We start from the raw sequence: 15,349 nt of genomic DNA, 5'->3' as shown, positions 1-15,349 counted from the left end.
ATTGTATTCATTAAAGTACTTCTGGTGCTAGAGAAACAATTTTCATATAGTTGTTTTCACGAAGTTCACGTGCTACTGGTCCGAAGATACGAGTTCCACGCGGGCTCTTGTCGTCACGGATAATGACACATGCATTTTCATCGAAACTGATGTAAGATCCATCGTTTCTGCGAGCTCCGCTCTTTGTACGAACGATAACTGCTTTCACAACTTCACCTTTTTTGACAACGCCTCCTGGTGTTGCTTGTTTAACCGTACAAACAATGACATCACCGATGTTAGCCGTCTTACGTCCAGAGCCACCAAGAACTTTAATCGTTAGTACTTCGCGTGCGCCAGAGTTGTCAGCTACTTTTAAACGAGTCTCCTGTTGAATCATTAATGTTACCTCCTTTCGGAAAAAGAAATCCGAACTTTATTAGATAATAACGGCTTCTTCGACAACTTCAACTAGACGAAAGCGTTTAGTCGCAGATAAAGGACGAGTTTCCATGACCTTTACGATGTCTCCGATTTTTGCTTGGTTGTTTTCATCATGTGCTTTGAACTTCTTAGAGTATCTTACACGTTTGCCATAAAGTGAATGCTTTTTGTATGTTTCAACTACAACAGTGATGGTTTTATCCATTTTGTCAGAAACAACACGACCTTGATACACTTTACGTTGGTTACGTTCGCTCATGTTTGCGGGGCCTCCCCTCTAATTATTATTTATTAGCAGCGATTTCTCTTTGACGAATCACAGTTTTCATGCGTGCGATTGATTTACGCACTTCACGAATGCGAGCAGTGTTTTCAAGCTGCCCAGTCGCTAATTGGAAACGAAGATTGAAAAGTTCTTCTTTAAGAGACTTTACTTTTTGTTCAATTTCAGCAGTGGTAAGGTCACGAATTTCATTAGCTTTCATTTGATTCACCACCAATTTCTTCACGTTTTACGAACTTCGTTTTAATTGGCAATTTGTGAGATGCAAGACGAAGAGCTTCACGAGCAACTTCTTCAGACACACCAGAAATTTCAAATAAAACTTTGCCCGGTTTTACTACAGCTACCCATCCTTCTGGAGCACCTTTACCGGAACCCATGCGGACTTCTAGAGGTTTAGCTGTGTATGGCTTAGAAGGGAAAATTTTAATCCAAACTTTACCGCCACGTTTCATGTAACGAGTCATAGCAATACGAGCAGCTTCGATTTGACGGTTCGTGATCCAAGAAGCTTCAAGAGCTTGGATACCGTACTCACCGAAATGTACTTCAGTGCCACCTTTTGCACGACCACGCATTTTCCCACGATGTTCTCTGCGATACTTCACGCGTTTTGGCAATAACATATTATTTTCCTCCTTCCGCAGTATTCTTCTTAGTTGGAAGGACTTCTCCACGATAGATCCATACTTTTACGCCAAGCTTACCATAAGTAGTGTCAGCTTCAGCAGTAGCATAGTCGATGTCAGCACGAAGTGTGTGCAACGGAACAGTACCTTCACTGTAATATTCAGAACGAGCAATATCTGCACCGCCAAGACGACCAGAAACCATTGTTTTGATTCCTTGTGCTCCAGCACGCATTGTGCGTTGGATTGTTTGTTTTTGTGCACGACGGAATGAAATACGATTTTCAAGTTGACGAGCGATGTTTTCAGCAACTAGCTGAGCATCAAGATCTGCTCTCTTGATTTCAAGAATGTTGATGTGTACACGTTTGCCAGTTAGGCTGTTAAGAGCTTTACGAAGTGCTTCAACTTCAGATCCGCCTTTACCAATTACCATACCTGGTTTAGCCGTGTGGATTGTGATATTTACGCGGTTTGCAGCACGTTCGATTTCTACTTTAGAAACAGACGCGTCAGACAAACGCTTGCTGATGAATTCACGGATTTTCAAGTCTTCATGTAAGAAGTCAGCGTAATCTTTTCCTGCGAACCATTTAGATTCCCAATCACGAATGACGCCAATACGAAGACCTACTGGATTTACCTTTTGACCCACGGATTATCCCTCCTTCTTTTCTGATACAACGATTGTAATGTGGCTAGTACGTTTGTTAATTGCGCTCGCACGACCCATAGCACGTGGACGGAATCTCTTAAGTGTTGGACCTTCGTCAACGAATGCTTGAGTAATCACTAGGCTGTTAGCGTCCAACTCGTAGTTGTGCTCAGCGTTTGCGATAGCAGATTTTAATACTTTTTCAATAATTGGTGAAGCAGCCTTAGGTGTAAGGTTTAAGATAGAAACTGCTTCTCCTACTTGCTTACCTCGGATCAGGTCCATTACTAGACGTGCTTTACGAGGAGCAATACGGACTGTTCTTGCGACAGCTTTAGCTTGCATTTAAAAGCCTCCTCTCATTAGCGTCTTGTTTTTTTATCGTCACTAGCATGACCTTTGTAAGTACGGCTTGGTGCGAATTCGCCCAATTTGTGACCTACCATATCTTCAGAAATGAAAACAGGTACATGTTTGCGTCCGTCATAGACAGCGATTGTGTGACCGATGAATTGTGGGAAAATTGTAGAACGACGAGACCAAGTTTTTACGACTTGCTTTTTGTCAGTTTCATTCAATTTCTCGACTTTAGCCATCAAATGATCATCAACAAATGGTCCTTTTTTTAAGCTGCGAGCCATTGTGGAACCTCCCTTCGTGATTGAACTACGGTCCTAAATGAACCGTAGACAACCCCGTTACTTGTTTTTACGACGACGTACAATGAATTTATCAGACTTGTTGGTTTTCTTACGAGTCTTGAATCCAAGAGTCGGTTTACCCCATGGAGACATTGGTGATTTACGTCCGATTGGAGCGCGTCCTTCACCACCACCGTGTGGGTGATCGTTAGGGTTCATTACAGAACCACGAACTGTTGGGCGTACGCCTTTCCAGCGAGAACGTCCAGCTTTACCGATGTTAATTAATTCGTGTTGCTCGTTTCCAACTTGACCGATAGTCGCACGGCAAGCAGAAAGAATCATGCGAACTTCTCCTGAGTTCAAACGTACAAGAACGTATTTACCTTCTTTACCAAGAACTTGAGCAGAAGTACCAGCAGAACGAACTAATTGTCCACCTTTACCTGGTTTTAATTCAATGTTATGCACAACTGTACCAACTGGGATGTTGATAAGTGGAAGAGCATTACCTGGTTTGATGTCAGCTTCTGGTCCAGAAGTAACTTCAGTACCAACTTGGATTCCTTTCGGAGCAAGAATGTAACGTTTCTCACCATCTGCATAGTTTACAAGAGCGATGTTCGCTGAACGGTTTGGATCATACTCGATTGTAGCAACGCGTCCAGGTATACCGTCTTTATCACGCTTAAAGTCGATGATACGGTATTGACGTTTATGACCGCCACCTTGATGACGAACAGTCAATCTACCTTGGTTGTTACGTCCGCCTTTTCTGTGAAGCGGTGCAAGCAACGATTTTTCTGGTTTGTCAGTCGTGATTTCAGCAAAATCTGAAGTAGTCATGCCACGACGACCATTACTGGTTGGTTTATACTTTTTAATCGCCATTTTGAATTTCCCTCCTTCTTTTTAAGATTTACGCTTCAAAAATTTCGATTTCTTTGCTGTCAGCAGTTAATTTCACGATCGCTTTTCTGCGACGGCTAGTCATACCAGTGTAGCGTCCAACGCGTTTAGATTTCCCTTTGTAGTTTTGAACGTTGACTTTCTCAACTTTCACTCCAAAGATTTCTTCAACAGCGTCTTTCACTTCTGTTTTGTTAGCTCTGACATCAACTTCGAACGTGTACTTCTTCTCTGTCATTAGATCAGCAGAACGTTCAGTAATGATAGGGCGCTTTAGAACATCACGAGGATCTTTCATTATGCAAGTCCCTCCTCTACTTTTTCAACCGCTGCTTTAGTGATCAGAAGTTTGTCGTGGTTGACAACGTCAAGAACGTTGATACCGTTAGCTTCAACAACTGTTACTCCAGGGATGTTACGAGCAGATAAAGCAACTGTTTCGTTTGCATCCGCAGTGACGATCAACGCTTTCTTCTCAACAGATAATCCTTTAAGGATGCCTGCGAATTCTTTCGTTTTCACTGCATCAAGAGTCAAATCTTCAAGAACGATGATGTTGTTGTCGATTACTTTAGAAGACAATACTGACTTGATAGCCAAGCGGCGAACTTTTTTAGGTAATTTATATGAATAACTGCGTGGTGTTGGACCGAATACGATACCGCCTCCGCGCCATTGTGGTGAACGAATAGAACCTTGACGAGCACGACCTGTACCCTTCTGTCTCCAAGGCTTACGACCTCCGCCACGTACTTCAGAACGAGTTTTTACTTTATGAGTTCCTTGACGTAAGGAAGCTCTTTGCATAAGAATAGCATCGAATACTACGCTTTCGTTTGGCTCGATTCCAAACACAGAAGCGTTTAATTCGATTTCACCGTTAGTAGAACCGTTTTGGTTAAATAATGCTACTTTTGGCATGACTTGTTTCCTCCTTTCCTAAGAGAGTTATTTAGATTTAACTGCACTCTTTACAGTTACTAGAGATTTTTTAGCTCCTGGTACATTTCCTTTGATCAATAGTAGATTGCGTTCTGCATCAACTTTAACGATCTCAAGGTTTTGGACAGTGATTTGCTCTCCGCCCATACGACCTGGAAGAAGTTTACCTTTGAATACTCGGTTTGGATCAACAGGTCCCATTGAACCAGGACGACGGTGGTAACGTGAACCGTGAGTCATTGGTCCGCGTGATTGTCCGTGGCGCTTGATAGCCCCTTGGAATCCTTTACCTTTTGATGTTCCTGTTACATCTACGATATCTCCATTTGCGAAAATATCAACTTTGACTTCCTGACCAACTTCATACGCATCTAACTCCGCACCGCGTAATTCTTTTACGAAGCGCTTAGGAGCAGTTTCCGCTTTAGCAACGTGGCCCTTCTCTGGTTTGTTAGAAAGCTTTTCACGTTTGTCGTCAAAACCGATTTGGATTGCTTCATAGCCATCCGTGTCAGTAGTCTTCTTTTGAAGAACAACGTTAGCAGCAGCCTCAACAACAGTTACAGGGATAAGATCACCGTTTTCTGCGAATACTTGCGTCATACCAATTTTTCTACCTAAGATTCCTTTGGTCATTAGTCACACCTCCTATAATATGTGTTTTCTATTTGAATTAAAGTTTGATTTCGATATCTACACCAGATGGTAAATCTAAACGCATAAGTGCATCAACTGTTTGTGGAGTTGGATTCACGATGTCGATTAGACGTTTGTGAGTACGCATCTCAAATTGCTCACGAGAATCTTTGTACTTATGCACCGCACGAAGGATTGTGTAAACTGATTTTTCAGTTGGAAGCGGGATTGGACCAGATACACTAGCACCAGAACGCTTAGCCGTTTCAACAATCTTCTCAGCAGATTGATCAAGAATTCTATGATCATATGCTTTTAAACGAATACGAATTTTTTGTTTTGCCATTATTTTCCCTCCTTTTCGCCTACTTACGTTAGACAGTTCTCCGTGAGAAAAACCTGATCACCTTGCCATGGCAAAGCGGCCGGGTGTGTCAGCAACCTCTCACTTCATCGCAGTCAAAGACCAACATGCACTATTGTACCAAATTGGCCTGCGTGTTGCAATAATAAATCGGATAAATTTATGATTTGCACACTTTTCATATTATACAGGGGTTCAGCCTATAAATCAAGCTTTCCCTGAAGATGATGTACAGCAGTCTTTTTTATGGTACGGATAAATTCTTCTGGTTCTTCTAGATGCGGGGAATGTGCAGATTCTTTAAAGGTGAACCATTCTTTGATTGGTGCTGTTAATTGGTCAACATATGGTTTTGATACAGCAGCTGGTGTAATCATGTCATATGCGCCAATGATAAAGTAGCAAGGTATTAATATAGTAGAAACTCGGTATTCAATGCTCTCATTCATCAATTCATCCCATAGCAGGTCCTGACTAAACTTCTGTCCTTTAAGGAACTTCCACTTATCTTTCAGCTGATATTCCTTACTAAAAAGAAATCCGCGCAGCATTTGAATAAGCGGCCTCCACCTATGTGTGAGACCTACGCTTCCGAGCTCTTTATAGAGAGAGAACAGAGCATGAGCTGATATTCGTTTCCACGGAGGAGGCGTCAGTAATCGCAGGCACCAAGTAAACAACCGATTCCGATGGTATTTCTCCAAAAGGAGCTCGTACGACACAATATCTTCTTTTAATACATCTACTACCTGACTAATTCCATAATAAGCATGATATAGATCTGGACGCTTATGTACTGCTTGTATGGCGATTAGTGATCCCCATGAATATCCTGCGATGTACAATTTTGATTGACCTAGATATGAAAGGACTTTCTCTGTCAGTTCAATCGTATCTTCAATAAATTGCTGAATGGTCATGGAAGTATCGGGGAGATTCTTTTGATAGGAAAGTCCCGCGCCTCGCTGATCCCAATGAACTACTGTAAAATCTTGATTAAGTTCCTCATGAAACGAGTCGATATAGCTGATTTGAGCGGAGCCGGGCCCACCGTGTAAAAATAAAAGAACAGGTTTCGCTTCATTTGTGTGATCTTCTTTGATCATAATCCATTGGTCAACCCCGCCGATTAACCATTTCTTCAAATATATCTTCGCCATTCCAGTGATCCTCTCGGTTCCAATTAGATTCTATAGCTTATAGTAGCCGTTCTGATCTGGAAAAGCAAAAAAAGAGACCCTTTTGCAAGGAGTCCCTTTTATATGTTTTATTACTTAATGATAGTTGAAACGACGCCAGAACCTACAGTACGTCCACCCTCACGGATAGAGAAACGAGTTCCTTCTTCGATAGCGATAGTAGAGATAAGTTCAACTTCCATCTCAGTGTTATCGCCAGGCATTACCATTTCAGTACCTTCTGGAAGATGTACGATACCAGTTACGTCAGTTGTACGGAAGTAGAACTGCGGACGGTAGTTAGCGAAGAATGGAGTATGACGTCCACCCTCTTCTTTAGAAAGTACATAAACTTCAGCTTTGAAACGGCTATGTGGAGTGATTGTACCTGGTTTAGCAAGTACTTGACCACGTTGGATATCTTCACGAGATACACCACGAAGTAGTGCACCGATGTTGTCACCAGCTTCAGCATAGTCAAGAAGCTTACGGAACATTTCAACACCTGTAACAGTTGTTTTACCGTTTTCTTCTTGAAGACCGATGATTTCAACTTCGTCACCGACTTTAACTTGTCCACGCTCAACACGACCAGTAGCAACTGTTCCACGACCAGTGATTGAGAATACGTCCTCAACTGGCATCATGAATGGCTTCTCAGTGTCACGCTCTGGAGTTGGGATGTACTCATCAACCGCATCCATAAGTTCAAAGATTTTTGCTTCGTAATCAGCATCACCTTCAAGAGCTTTAAGAGCAGAACCTTTGATAACAGGTACATCGTCACCAGGGAAGTCATAGTCAGAAAGAAGGTCACGAACTTCCATTTCAACAAGTTCAAGTAACTCTTCATCGTCAACCATGTCACATTTGTTAAGGAATACTACGATGTATGGTACACCTACGTTACGAGAAAGTAGGATGTGCTCACGTGTTTGTGGCATTGGACCATCAGCAGCAGATACTACTAAGATCGCGCCGTCCATTTGAGCAGCACCAGTGATCATGTTTTTAACATAGTCAGCGTGTCCTGGGCAGTCTACGTGTGCATAGTGACGAGTTTCAGTTTCATACTCAACGTGTGCTGTTGAGATTGTGATTCCACGCTCGCGCTCTTCTGGAGCACCATCGATTTGGTCATAAGCCATAGCCGTACCTTTACCAGATTTCTTATGAAGAACTGTTGAGATAGCAGCAGTTAGAGTTGTTTTACCATGGTCAACGTGTCCAATTGTACCAATGTTAGCATGCGATTTGGAACGGTCGAATTTTTCTTTAGCCATTCTAAAAATCCTCCTTAAAGGTTCATTGTATTTGGTATAGAGTGATAGAAAGTGAAGAGTTACCTCTCACTTTCTGATCTTCAATAGTAGTTATACTTTAGTTTAAAGGCAAAATCAATTATTCACCTTTATTTTTTTTGATGATTTCTTCACTGATGCTCTTAGGCACTTCTTCGTAGTGATCCATGTGCATAGTGAAAGTACCGCGTCCTTGTGTATTAGAACGGAGTGCAGTTGCATATCCGAACATTTCAGAAAGTGGAACCATTGCGCGAACAACTTGAGCGTTACCGCGAGCTTCCATACCTTCTACACGTCCACGACGAGATGTGATATCACCCATGATGTCTCCCATGTATTCTTCAGGGATAACGACTTCCACTTTCATCATTGGCTCAAGTAGAACTGGGTTACATTTGCTGACAGCATTTTTCAATGCCATAGATGCAGCAATTTTAAACGCCATTTCGTTAGAGTCAACATCGTGGTAAGATCCATCAAATAATTTTGCTTTGATGTCGATTAATGGGAATCCAGCTAATACACCATTTTCAAGTGAATCTTCAAGACCTGCTTGAATAGCTGGAATGTATTCACGAGGAACAACCCCACCGACGATTGCATTTTGGAATTCGAAGCCTGCGCCTTCTTCGTTTGGTTCGAATTCGATCCAAACGTGTCCGAACTGACCACGTCCACCAGACTGACGTACGAATTTACCTTCAACTTTTGCACCAGAACGGAATGTTTCACGGTACGCAACTTGAGGAGCTCCTACGTTAGCTTCAACCTTGAACTCACGCTTCATACGGTCAACAATGATATCAAGGTGAAGCTCACCCATACCAGAGATGATCGTTTGACCAGTTTCAGTGTTTGTTTGTGTACGGAATGTTGGATCCTCTTCAGCTAGTTTAGCTAAAGCGATACCCATTTTATCTTGGTCAGCCTTAGACTTAGGCTCGATTGCTACATCGATAACTGGCTCTGGGAATTCCATAGACTCAAGGATAACAAGACTTTTCTCGTCACAAAGAGTGTCACCAGTTGATGTATCTTTAAGACCTACAGCTGCTGCGATATCCCCTGCATATACAGTAGAGATTTCTTCACGGCTGTTTGCGTGCATTTGAAGGATACGTCCAACACGTTCACGCTTGTTCTTAGAAGAGTTCTTCACGTAAGAACCAGAATCAAGTGTTCCAGAGTATACACGGAAGAAAGTTAGTTTCCCAACATAAGGGTCAGTCATTACTTTAAAAGCAAGGGCTGCGAATGGTGCGTCATCAGTAGACTCACGTACAACCTCTTCATTTGAATCTGGCAAGGTACCTTTGATTGCAGCAACATCAGTTGGTGCAGGAAGGTAATCAAGCACAGCGTCAAGTACAAGCTGAACACCTTTGTTTTTGAAAGCAGATCCAACAAGAACTGGATAGAATTCAACATTCAACGTTCCTTTACGGATTGCAGCTTTCAATTCAGGAATTGTAATTTCTTCACCCTCAAGGTATTTTTCCATAAGCTCTTCGTCAAGCTCAGCGACAGCTTCAATTAGGCTGTTGCGAAGCTCTTCAGCTTTGTCTTTATACTCAGCAGGGATTTCTTGTGCATCAGAGCGAGTTCCAAGGTCATCTTCGTAGAAGTATGCTACGTTTTCTACAAGGTCGATGATTCCTTCGAATTGATCTTCAGCGCCGATCGGCAATTGAATTGCATGAGCGTTCGCTTGAAGACGATCTCTTAATGTGCCTACAGAGTAAAGGAAGTCCGCACCTGTTTTATCCATTTTGTTAATGAATACGATACGAGGTACTCCGTAAGTTGTTGCTTGGCGCCAAACTGTTTCAGTTTGTGGCTCTACACCTGATTGTGCATCTAGAACAGTAACCGCACCATCAAGTACACGTAAAGAACGTTCAACTTCAACTGTGAAGTCTACGTGTCCTGGTGTATCGATGATGTTTACACGGTAACCTTTCCATTGTGCTGTAGTAGCAGCAGAAGTGATTGTAATACCACGTTCTTGCTCCTGCTCCATCCAGTCCATTTGGGAAGCTCCTTCGTGAGTTTCGCCAATTTTATGGATACGACCAGTGTAGTATAAGATACGCTCAGTCGTTGTCGTTTTACCGGCATCGATGTGAGCCATGATACCAATATTACGAGTTTTGTCTAAGGAGAACTCTCTTGCCATTGGGTAATTTCTCCTTCCTTATTAGGGAATAGTTTTTTTAGTTTGGTATAAATCCTACCAGCGGTAGTGAGCGAATGCTTTGTTCGCTTCTGCCATTTTGTGTGTATCTTCACGTTTCTTAACAGCAGCACCAGTGTTGTTAGCTGCGTCAAGGATTTCGTTAGCAAGACGCTCTTCCATCGTTTTTTCTCCACGAAGACGAGCGTAGTTTACTAACCAGCGAAGACCTAAAGTAGTACGACGGTCTGGGCGAACTTCTACAGGAACTTGGTAGTTGGCTCCACCTACACGACGTGCTTTAACTTCAAGAACTGGCATGATGTTTTTCAAGGCTTGTTCGAAAACCTCCATCGCTTCATTACCAGTACGTTCTTTGATGATATCAAATGACTTGTAGAGAATTGTTTGTGACTTTCCTCTTTTACCGTCGATCATCATTTTGTTGATCAAACGAGATACAAGTTTAGAATTGTAAATTGGATCTGGCAATACGTCTCTTTTTGCTACAGGACCTTTACGTGGCATCTGATAGCCTCCCTTCTCATTTAAAAGGATTTCTATCTGTCTCTCATCTCAATATCGTTGTCAGTTGCCTGACTCCACTGATCTGATATCAACTTCTAAAAACCCTTATGTTTGTTTGTATTATTTGCTTTGTTTAGGGCGTTTTGTTCCGTATTTAGAACGTCCTTGCATACGACCGTCAACTCCGGCAGTATCAAGCGCACCACGAACGATGTGGTAACGTACACCCGGTAAGTCTTTTACACGTCCGCCACGGATAAGTACTACACTGTGCTCTTGTAGATTATGTCCGATACCAGGAATGTAAGCTGTTACCTCAATCAGGTTAGACAAACGTACACGAGCATATTTACGTAGTGCTGAGTTTGGTTTTTTCGGTGTCATTGTACCGACACGAGTACAAACCCCGCGCTTCTGTGGAGATGTTACGTTAGTGTGCTCTTTTTTGAAACTGTTGTATCCTTTGTTAAGTGCAGGAGACTTTGAGTTTTCAACTTTACTCACGCGTCCTTTGCGTATTAGCTGATTAATTGTAGGCATGTTGTTATTCCTCCCTTCGTTGCTTTTTTTATAACCCACATACCCAGGTGGTTCATCAAAAGGCAAAAAACAATGCTTTTGCATTTACACATGCAAAAACAAAACAAGTACGCTATAACATAATGGCAACAGCTGCTGCCCCAACTTCAATTCCGCAGGCTTTGCCGAGCTTTTTCATGGAATCTACCACTAAAATGTCTACACCCTTCTCTTGCGCTAGTTTTATTACACTAGCTGTTAAAGCAGGATCAGCATCTTTCGCTACGACGATTTCCTTTACTGAATCTCGTTTCAGAGCTTTTACTGTTTGCTTCGTACCAATAATAATGGATTGAGCCTGTGATACTTTATCATAAGACATCGAATATCCTCCAAAGTAACAGGTTTTATTTTGAGCACCTTGGTTATATTATCATCATGGCAGAAGGATGTCAATATCATATGACAGATTATCTTGACATCCTTCACCATTTTTTGATGATTTTATAGGAATCTCACGAGAAAGATTACTCTACAGGAACCATATCGTCAGACGGCTGCACTTGTGAAACCGGCTTAACTTTACGGTAGTTTGGCATTCCTGTTCCAGCTGGAACAAGTTTACCGATGATAACATTCTCTTTCAAGCCAAGCAGTTCATCACGTTTTCCTTTGATCGCCGCATCTGTTAGGACACGAGTCGTTTCTTGGAAGGATGCCGCAGACAAGAATGAGTCTGTTTCAAGCGATGCTTTTGTAATACCAAGAAGAACTGGACGGCCTGTTGCAGGACGTTTGCCTTCGAATAGTACTTTTTTGTTCGCTTCAGTGAATTGATGTACATCAAGAAGTGTGCCTGGTAATACATCTGTATCCCCTGCATCAGCGACACGCACTTTACGAAGCATTTGGCGAACCATTACCTCAACGTGCTTATCTCCGATTTCTACCCCTTGCATACGGTATACTTTTTGTACTTCATGAAGCAGATATTCTTGAACAGCTGTCATGTCAGTCACTTTAAGAAGTTCTTTCGGATCGATCGAACCTTCTGTCAGTACTTGACCACGAGTGACTTTGTCACCTTCAACAACTTTCAGACGCGCATTGTAAGGAGCTGTGTAAGAACGAGTTTCAACGTCGCCTTGAACCACAATTTCCTGCTGCTTGTCACGAACATCGTTAATTTCAGCAACGACACCATCAATTTCAGAAATGGTCGCTTGCCCTTTCGGATTACGCGCTTCAAATAGCTCTTGGATACGAGGTAAACCTTGTGTGATATCGTCTCCTGCTACCCCGCCGGTGTGGAACGTACGCATTGTAAGCTGTGTTCCTGGCTCACCGATTGATTGAGCAGCAATGATTCCAACTGCTTCACCGACTTCAACGTCAGTACCAGTTGCAAGGTTACGGCCGTAGCATCGTTTACATACACCATGAGGCGTGTTACATGTAAATGCAGAACGGATCCATACTTCCTCAATTCCTGCTTCAACTACTTCAAGTGCTTTATCTTCATCAATTAGTTCGTTTTCGTCCACAATGACTTCGCCCGTTTCAGGATGAACAATTGGTTTTCTTGCAAAACGTCCGATCAGACGTTCTTCAAGCTTCTCAATAATTTCATTTCCTTCTCTAATGGACTTCGCCAAGATACCACGGTCTGTACCGCAATCTGTTTCACGGATGATAACATCCTGTGCAACATCGACGAGACGACGCGTGAGGTAACCTGAGTCAGCTGTTTTAAGGGCTGTATCGGCAAGACCTTTACGCGCTCCGTGAGTGGAAATAAAGTATTCCAATACGGTTAAACCTTCACGGAAACTAGATTTAATCGGAAGTTCAATGATACGTCCAGCCGGGTTGGCCATCAGACCACGCATACCAGCCAGCTGAGTGAAGTTAGATGCGTTACCACGCGCTCCAGAGTCACTCATCATGTAGATTGGGTTGACTTCATCAAGGGACTTCATCAGTTTACCTTGGATGACATCTTTAGAAGAACTCCAGATCGAAATGACTCTCTCGTAACGCTCTTCTTCAGTAATCAAACCACGTCTGAATTGCTTCAAGACGTTATCTACTTTTGCTTGTGCTTCTTCGAGGATCTTCTGCTTATCATCTAATACGACGATGTCAGACACACCAACCGTAATACCCGCTTTAGTAGAGTATTTGAAACCAAGATTTTTCATGCGATCAAGCATTTTAGATGTCTCAGTGATATGGAATCTCTTAAAGATTTCCGCAATGATTTTACCTAAAATACCTTTTTTGAACGGCGCATTGATTTCTTGTTTCTCGATCGCAGCTTTGACATCCTCACCTTTTTCAAGGAAGAAGCGGTCAGGCGTTTTTTCTTCAATATTGCTCTTTGTCGGCTCATTCATGTAAGGGAATGATTCCGGTAAGATTTCGTTAAAGATCAGTTTTCCAACTGTTGTAATCAACAATTTAGAACGCTGTTCATCAGTGAATGTCACATTCTTCAACGAGCTAGCTGCAACAGCTACACGTGTATGAAGATGCACATACCCATTTTGATAAGCTAGAAGGGCTTCGTCAGTATCTTTGAAGACCATACCTTCTCCGATAGCACCTTTACGCTCAAGTGTAAGGTAGTAGTTACCAAGCACCATATCCTGAGATGGCGTAACAACAGGTTTTCCATCTTTCGGGTTCAAAATGTTTTGAGCAGCAAGCATTAAGATACGAGCTTCAGCTTGAGCCTCAGCAGATAATGGTACGTGAACCGCCATTTGGTCACCGTCAAAGTCAGCGTTGTAGGCTGTACATACAAGTGGATGCAGACGAATTGCGCGTCCTTCCACAAGTGTAGGTTCAAACGCTTGAATACCAAGTCTGTGAAGAGTCGGTGCACGGTTTAGTAAGACTGGGTGCTCACGAATAACTGATTCTAAAACATCCCATACTTCCGGCTGCACGCGCTCAATTTTACGCTTCGCACTCTTGATGTTGTGAGCTAAACCTTTTTCAACAAGCTCCTTCATCACGAATGGTTTGAATAATTCAAGAGCCATTTCTTTTGGAAGTCCACACTGATACATTTTCAAATGTGGTCCTACGACGATAACGGAACGTCCAGAATAGTCAACACGTTTACCAAGCAAGTTTTGACGGAAACGTCCTTGTTTCCCTTTCAGCATATGAGAAAGAGATTTCAATGGTCTATTTCCTGGTCCTGTTACCGGTCGGCCTCTACGTCCATTATCAATCAACGCATCGACAGCTTCTTGAAGCATACGCTTCTCGTTCTGAACGATGATGCTTGGCGCGCCAAGATCTAATAAACGTTTCAGACGATTGTTACGGTTGATGACACGACGATAAAGGTCGTTTAAGTCAGAAGTAGCAAAACGTCCACCATCAAGCTGAACCATTGGACGTAATTCTGGCGGAATAACCGGAAGTACATCAAGAATCATCCATGATGGTTTGTTTCCTGAGTTACGGAATGCTTCTAGCACTTCAAGGCGTTTAATCGCACGTGTACGACGCTGTCCTTGAGCAGTTTTCAGCTCTTCTTTCAGTGTATCTACTTCTTTTACAAGATCGATATCTTGAAGAAGTTTATTGATTGCTTCTGCACCCATAGCTGCTTGGAACGTATTACCGTATTTATCTAAATACGCACGGAATTCCTTCTCAGAAAGAAGTTGTTTCTTCTCAAGCGGTGTGTTGCCCGGATCTGTCACAACGTAAGAAGCGAAGTAAATCACTTCTTCTAACGCACGTGGTGACATATCAAGAACAAGACCCATACGGCTTGGGATACCTTTGAAATACCAAATGTGGGAAACTGGGGCAGCCAGTTCGATATGCCCCATTCTCTCACGACGGACTTTTGCCCGTGTTACTTCTACACCACAACGGTCACATACAACACCCTTATAACGAACGCGTTTATACTTTCCACAATGACATTCCCAGTCTTTTTGCGGTCCGAAGATACGTTCACAAAAGAGACCATCTTTTTCAGGTTTCAGTGTACGATAGTTAATCGTTTCAGGCTTTTTCACTTCACCAAAAGACCAAGAACGGATTTTATCAGGTGATGCGAGACCGATGTTCATATACTCAAAATTGTTCACATCTAGCAAGGGGCCTACCTCCCTTTTAATCTTCGGGTTATACCCTA

At 42.5% G+C, this 15,349-nt stretch carries 19 protein-coding genes; all 19 read right to left on the bottom strand.

Features of this window, described 5'->3' with window-relative positions:
- Positions 1-10 precede the first annotated feature (10 nt).
- The 19 genes from rplN to rpoC all read right to left on the bottom strand — a co-directional run bounded on the left by rplN (position 11) and on the right by rpoC (position 15,311).
- Positions 11-379, bottom strand: a complete 369-nt coding sequence (gene rplN / locus C6Y06_RS18975) for a 50S ribosomal protein L14 (RefSeq protein ID WP_003216882.1) — start codon at positions 377-379, stop codon at positions 11-13.
- Positions 380-418: 39 nt separating this feature from the next.
- Entirely contained in the window at positions 419-682 is a 264-nt protein-coding gene (rpsQ, locus tag C6Y06_RS18970; RefSeq protein WP_003216906.1) for a 30S ribosomal protein S17, read from the bottom strand.
- 25 nt (positions 683-707) lie between these two features.
- Positions 708-908 carry a 50S ribosomal protein L29 gene (gene rpmC, locus C6Y06_RS18965; protein ID WP_003217155.1) on the bottom strand — a complete coding sequence of 67 codons (201 nt, stop codon included), beginning with the start codon at positions 906-908 and terminating at the stop codon, positions 708-710.
- Positions 898-1,332, bottom strand: coding sequence for a 50S ribosomal protein L16 (gene rplP / locus C6Y06_RS18960; RefSeq protein WP_003156478.1), 435 nt, complete (start codon positions 1,330-1,332; stop codon positions 898-900). The genes rpmC and rplP overlap by 11 nt, the downstream gene beginning before the upstream one ends.
- A 1-nt stretch (position 1,333) precedes the next feature.
- Complete coding sequence (rpsC, locus tag C6Y06_RS18955) at positions 1,334-1,990, bottom strand: 30S ribosomal protein S3 (protein WP_003217241.1); 657 nt, start codon at positions 1,988-1,990, stop codon at positions 1,334-1,336.
- Between the two features lie 3 nt (positions 1,991-1,993).
- The gene (gene rplV, locus C6Y06_RS18950; RefSeq protein ID WP_007496316.1) at positions 1,994-2,335 is read right to left on the bottom strand and encodes a 50S ribosomal protein L22; all 342 of its coding nucleotides are present in this window, start codon (positions 2,333-2,335) and stop codon (positions 1,994-1,996) included.
- A gap of 17 nt (positions 2,336-2,352) precedes the next feature.
- Entirely contained in the window at positions 2,353-2,631 is a 279-nt protein-coding gene (gene rpsS, locus C6Y06_RS18945) for a 30S ribosomal protein S19 (RefSeq protein ID WP_003216920.1), read from the bottom strand.
- Between the two features lie 57 nt (positions 2,632-2,688).
- The gene (rplB, locus tag C6Y06_RS18940) at positions 2,689-3,522 is read right to left on the bottom strand and encodes a 50S ribosomal protein L2 (RefSeq protein WP_007496314.1); all 834 of its coding nucleotides are present in this window, start codon (positions 3,520-3,522) and stop codon (positions 2,689-2,691) included.
- A gap of 28 nt (positions 3,523-3,550) precedes the next feature.
- Positions 3,551-3,838, bottom strand: a complete 288-nt coding sequence (gene rplW, locus C6Y06_RS18935; protein WP_003217016.1) for a 50S ribosomal protein L23 — start codon at positions 3,836-3,838, stop codon at positions 3,551-3,553.
- Positions 3,838-4,461: a 50S ribosomal protein L4 gene (gene rplD, locus C6Y06_RS18930; RefSeq protein ID WP_007496312.1), complete on the bottom strand. Its 624-nt coding sequence runs from the start codon at positions 4,459-4,461 to the stop codon at positions 3,838-3,840. The genes rplW and rplD overlap by 1 nt, the downstream gene beginning before the upstream one ends.
- A 27-nt stretch (positions 4,462-4,488) precedes the next feature.
- Positions 4,489-5,118 carry a 50S ribosomal protein L3 gene (rplC, locus tag C6Y06_RS18925; protein ID WP_012008703.1) on the bottom strand — a complete coding sequence of 210 codons (630 nt, stop codon included), beginning with the start codon at positions 5,116-5,118 and terminating at the stop codon, positions 4,489-4,491.
- 37 nt (positions 5,119-5,155) lie between these two features.
- Positions 5,156-5,464, bottom strand: a complete 309-nt coding sequence (gene rpsJ / locus C6Y06_RS18920) for a 30S ribosomal protein S10 (protein WP_003156464.1) — start codon at positions 5,462-5,464, stop codon at positions 5,156-5,158.
- A 218-nt stretch (positions 5,465-5,682) separates the two neighbouring features.
- Positions 5,683-6,642, bottom strand: coding sequence for an alpha/beta fold hydrolase (locus C6Y06_RS18915; RefSeq protein ID WP_106037493.1), 960 nt, complete (start codon positions 6,640-6,642; stop codon positions 5,683-5,685).
- A 110-nt stretch (positions 6,643-6,752) separates the two neighbouring features.
- Entirely contained in the window at positions 6,753-7,943 is a 1,191-nt protein-coding gene (gene tuf / locus C6Y06_RS18910; protein WP_034283892.1) for an elongation factor Tu, read from the bottom strand.
- A 118-nt stretch (positions 7,944-8,061) separates the two neighbouring features.
- Complete coding sequence (gene fusA, locus C6Y06_RS18905; RefSeq protein ID WP_034665610.1) at positions 8,062-10,140, bottom strand: elongation factor G; 2,079 nt, start codon at positions 10,138-10,140, stop codon at positions 8,062-8,064.
- Positions 10,141-10,194: 54 nt separating this feature from the next.
- Positions 10,195-10,665 carry a 30S ribosomal protein S7 gene (gene rpsG / locus C6Y06_RS18900; protein WP_003216884.1) on the bottom strand — a complete coding sequence of 157 codons (471 nt, stop codon included), beginning with the start codon at positions 10,663-10,665 and terminating at the stop codon, positions 10,195-10,197.
- A 120-nt stretch (positions 10,666-10,785) separates the two neighbouring features.
- Positions 10,786-11,205 carry a 30S ribosomal protein S12 gene (rpsL, locus tag C6Y06_RS18895; protein WP_003216962.1) on the bottom strand — a complete coding sequence of 140 codons (420 nt, stop codon included), beginning with the start codon at positions 11,203-11,205 and terminating at the stop codon, positions 10,786-10,788.
- 112 nt (positions 11,206-11,317) lie between these two features.
- Entirely contained in the window at positions 11,318-11,566 is a 249-nt protein-coding gene (locus C6Y06_RS18890) for a 50S ribosomal protein L7ae-like protein (protein ID WP_034665612.1), read from the bottom strand.
- A gap of 145 nt (positions 11,567-11,711) precedes the next feature.
- Positions 11,712-15,311: a DNA-directed RNA polymerase subunit beta' gene (gene rpoC / locus C6Y06_RS18885; RefSeq protein WP_034665614.1), complete on the bottom strand. Its 3,600-nt coding sequence runs from the start codon at positions 15,309-15,311 to the stop codon at positions 11,712-11,714.
- Between the last annotated feature and the right edge of the window lie 38 nt (positions 15,312-15,349).

This window comes from Bacillus sp. MZGC1, from assembly GCF_002998605.1.
Lineage (GTDB): Bacteria > Bacillota > Bacilli > Bacillales > Bacillaceae > Bacillus.
The sequence above is the reverse complement of the archived record's forward strand: the minus strand, read 5'-3'. Positions and strand labels throughout refer to the sequence as shown.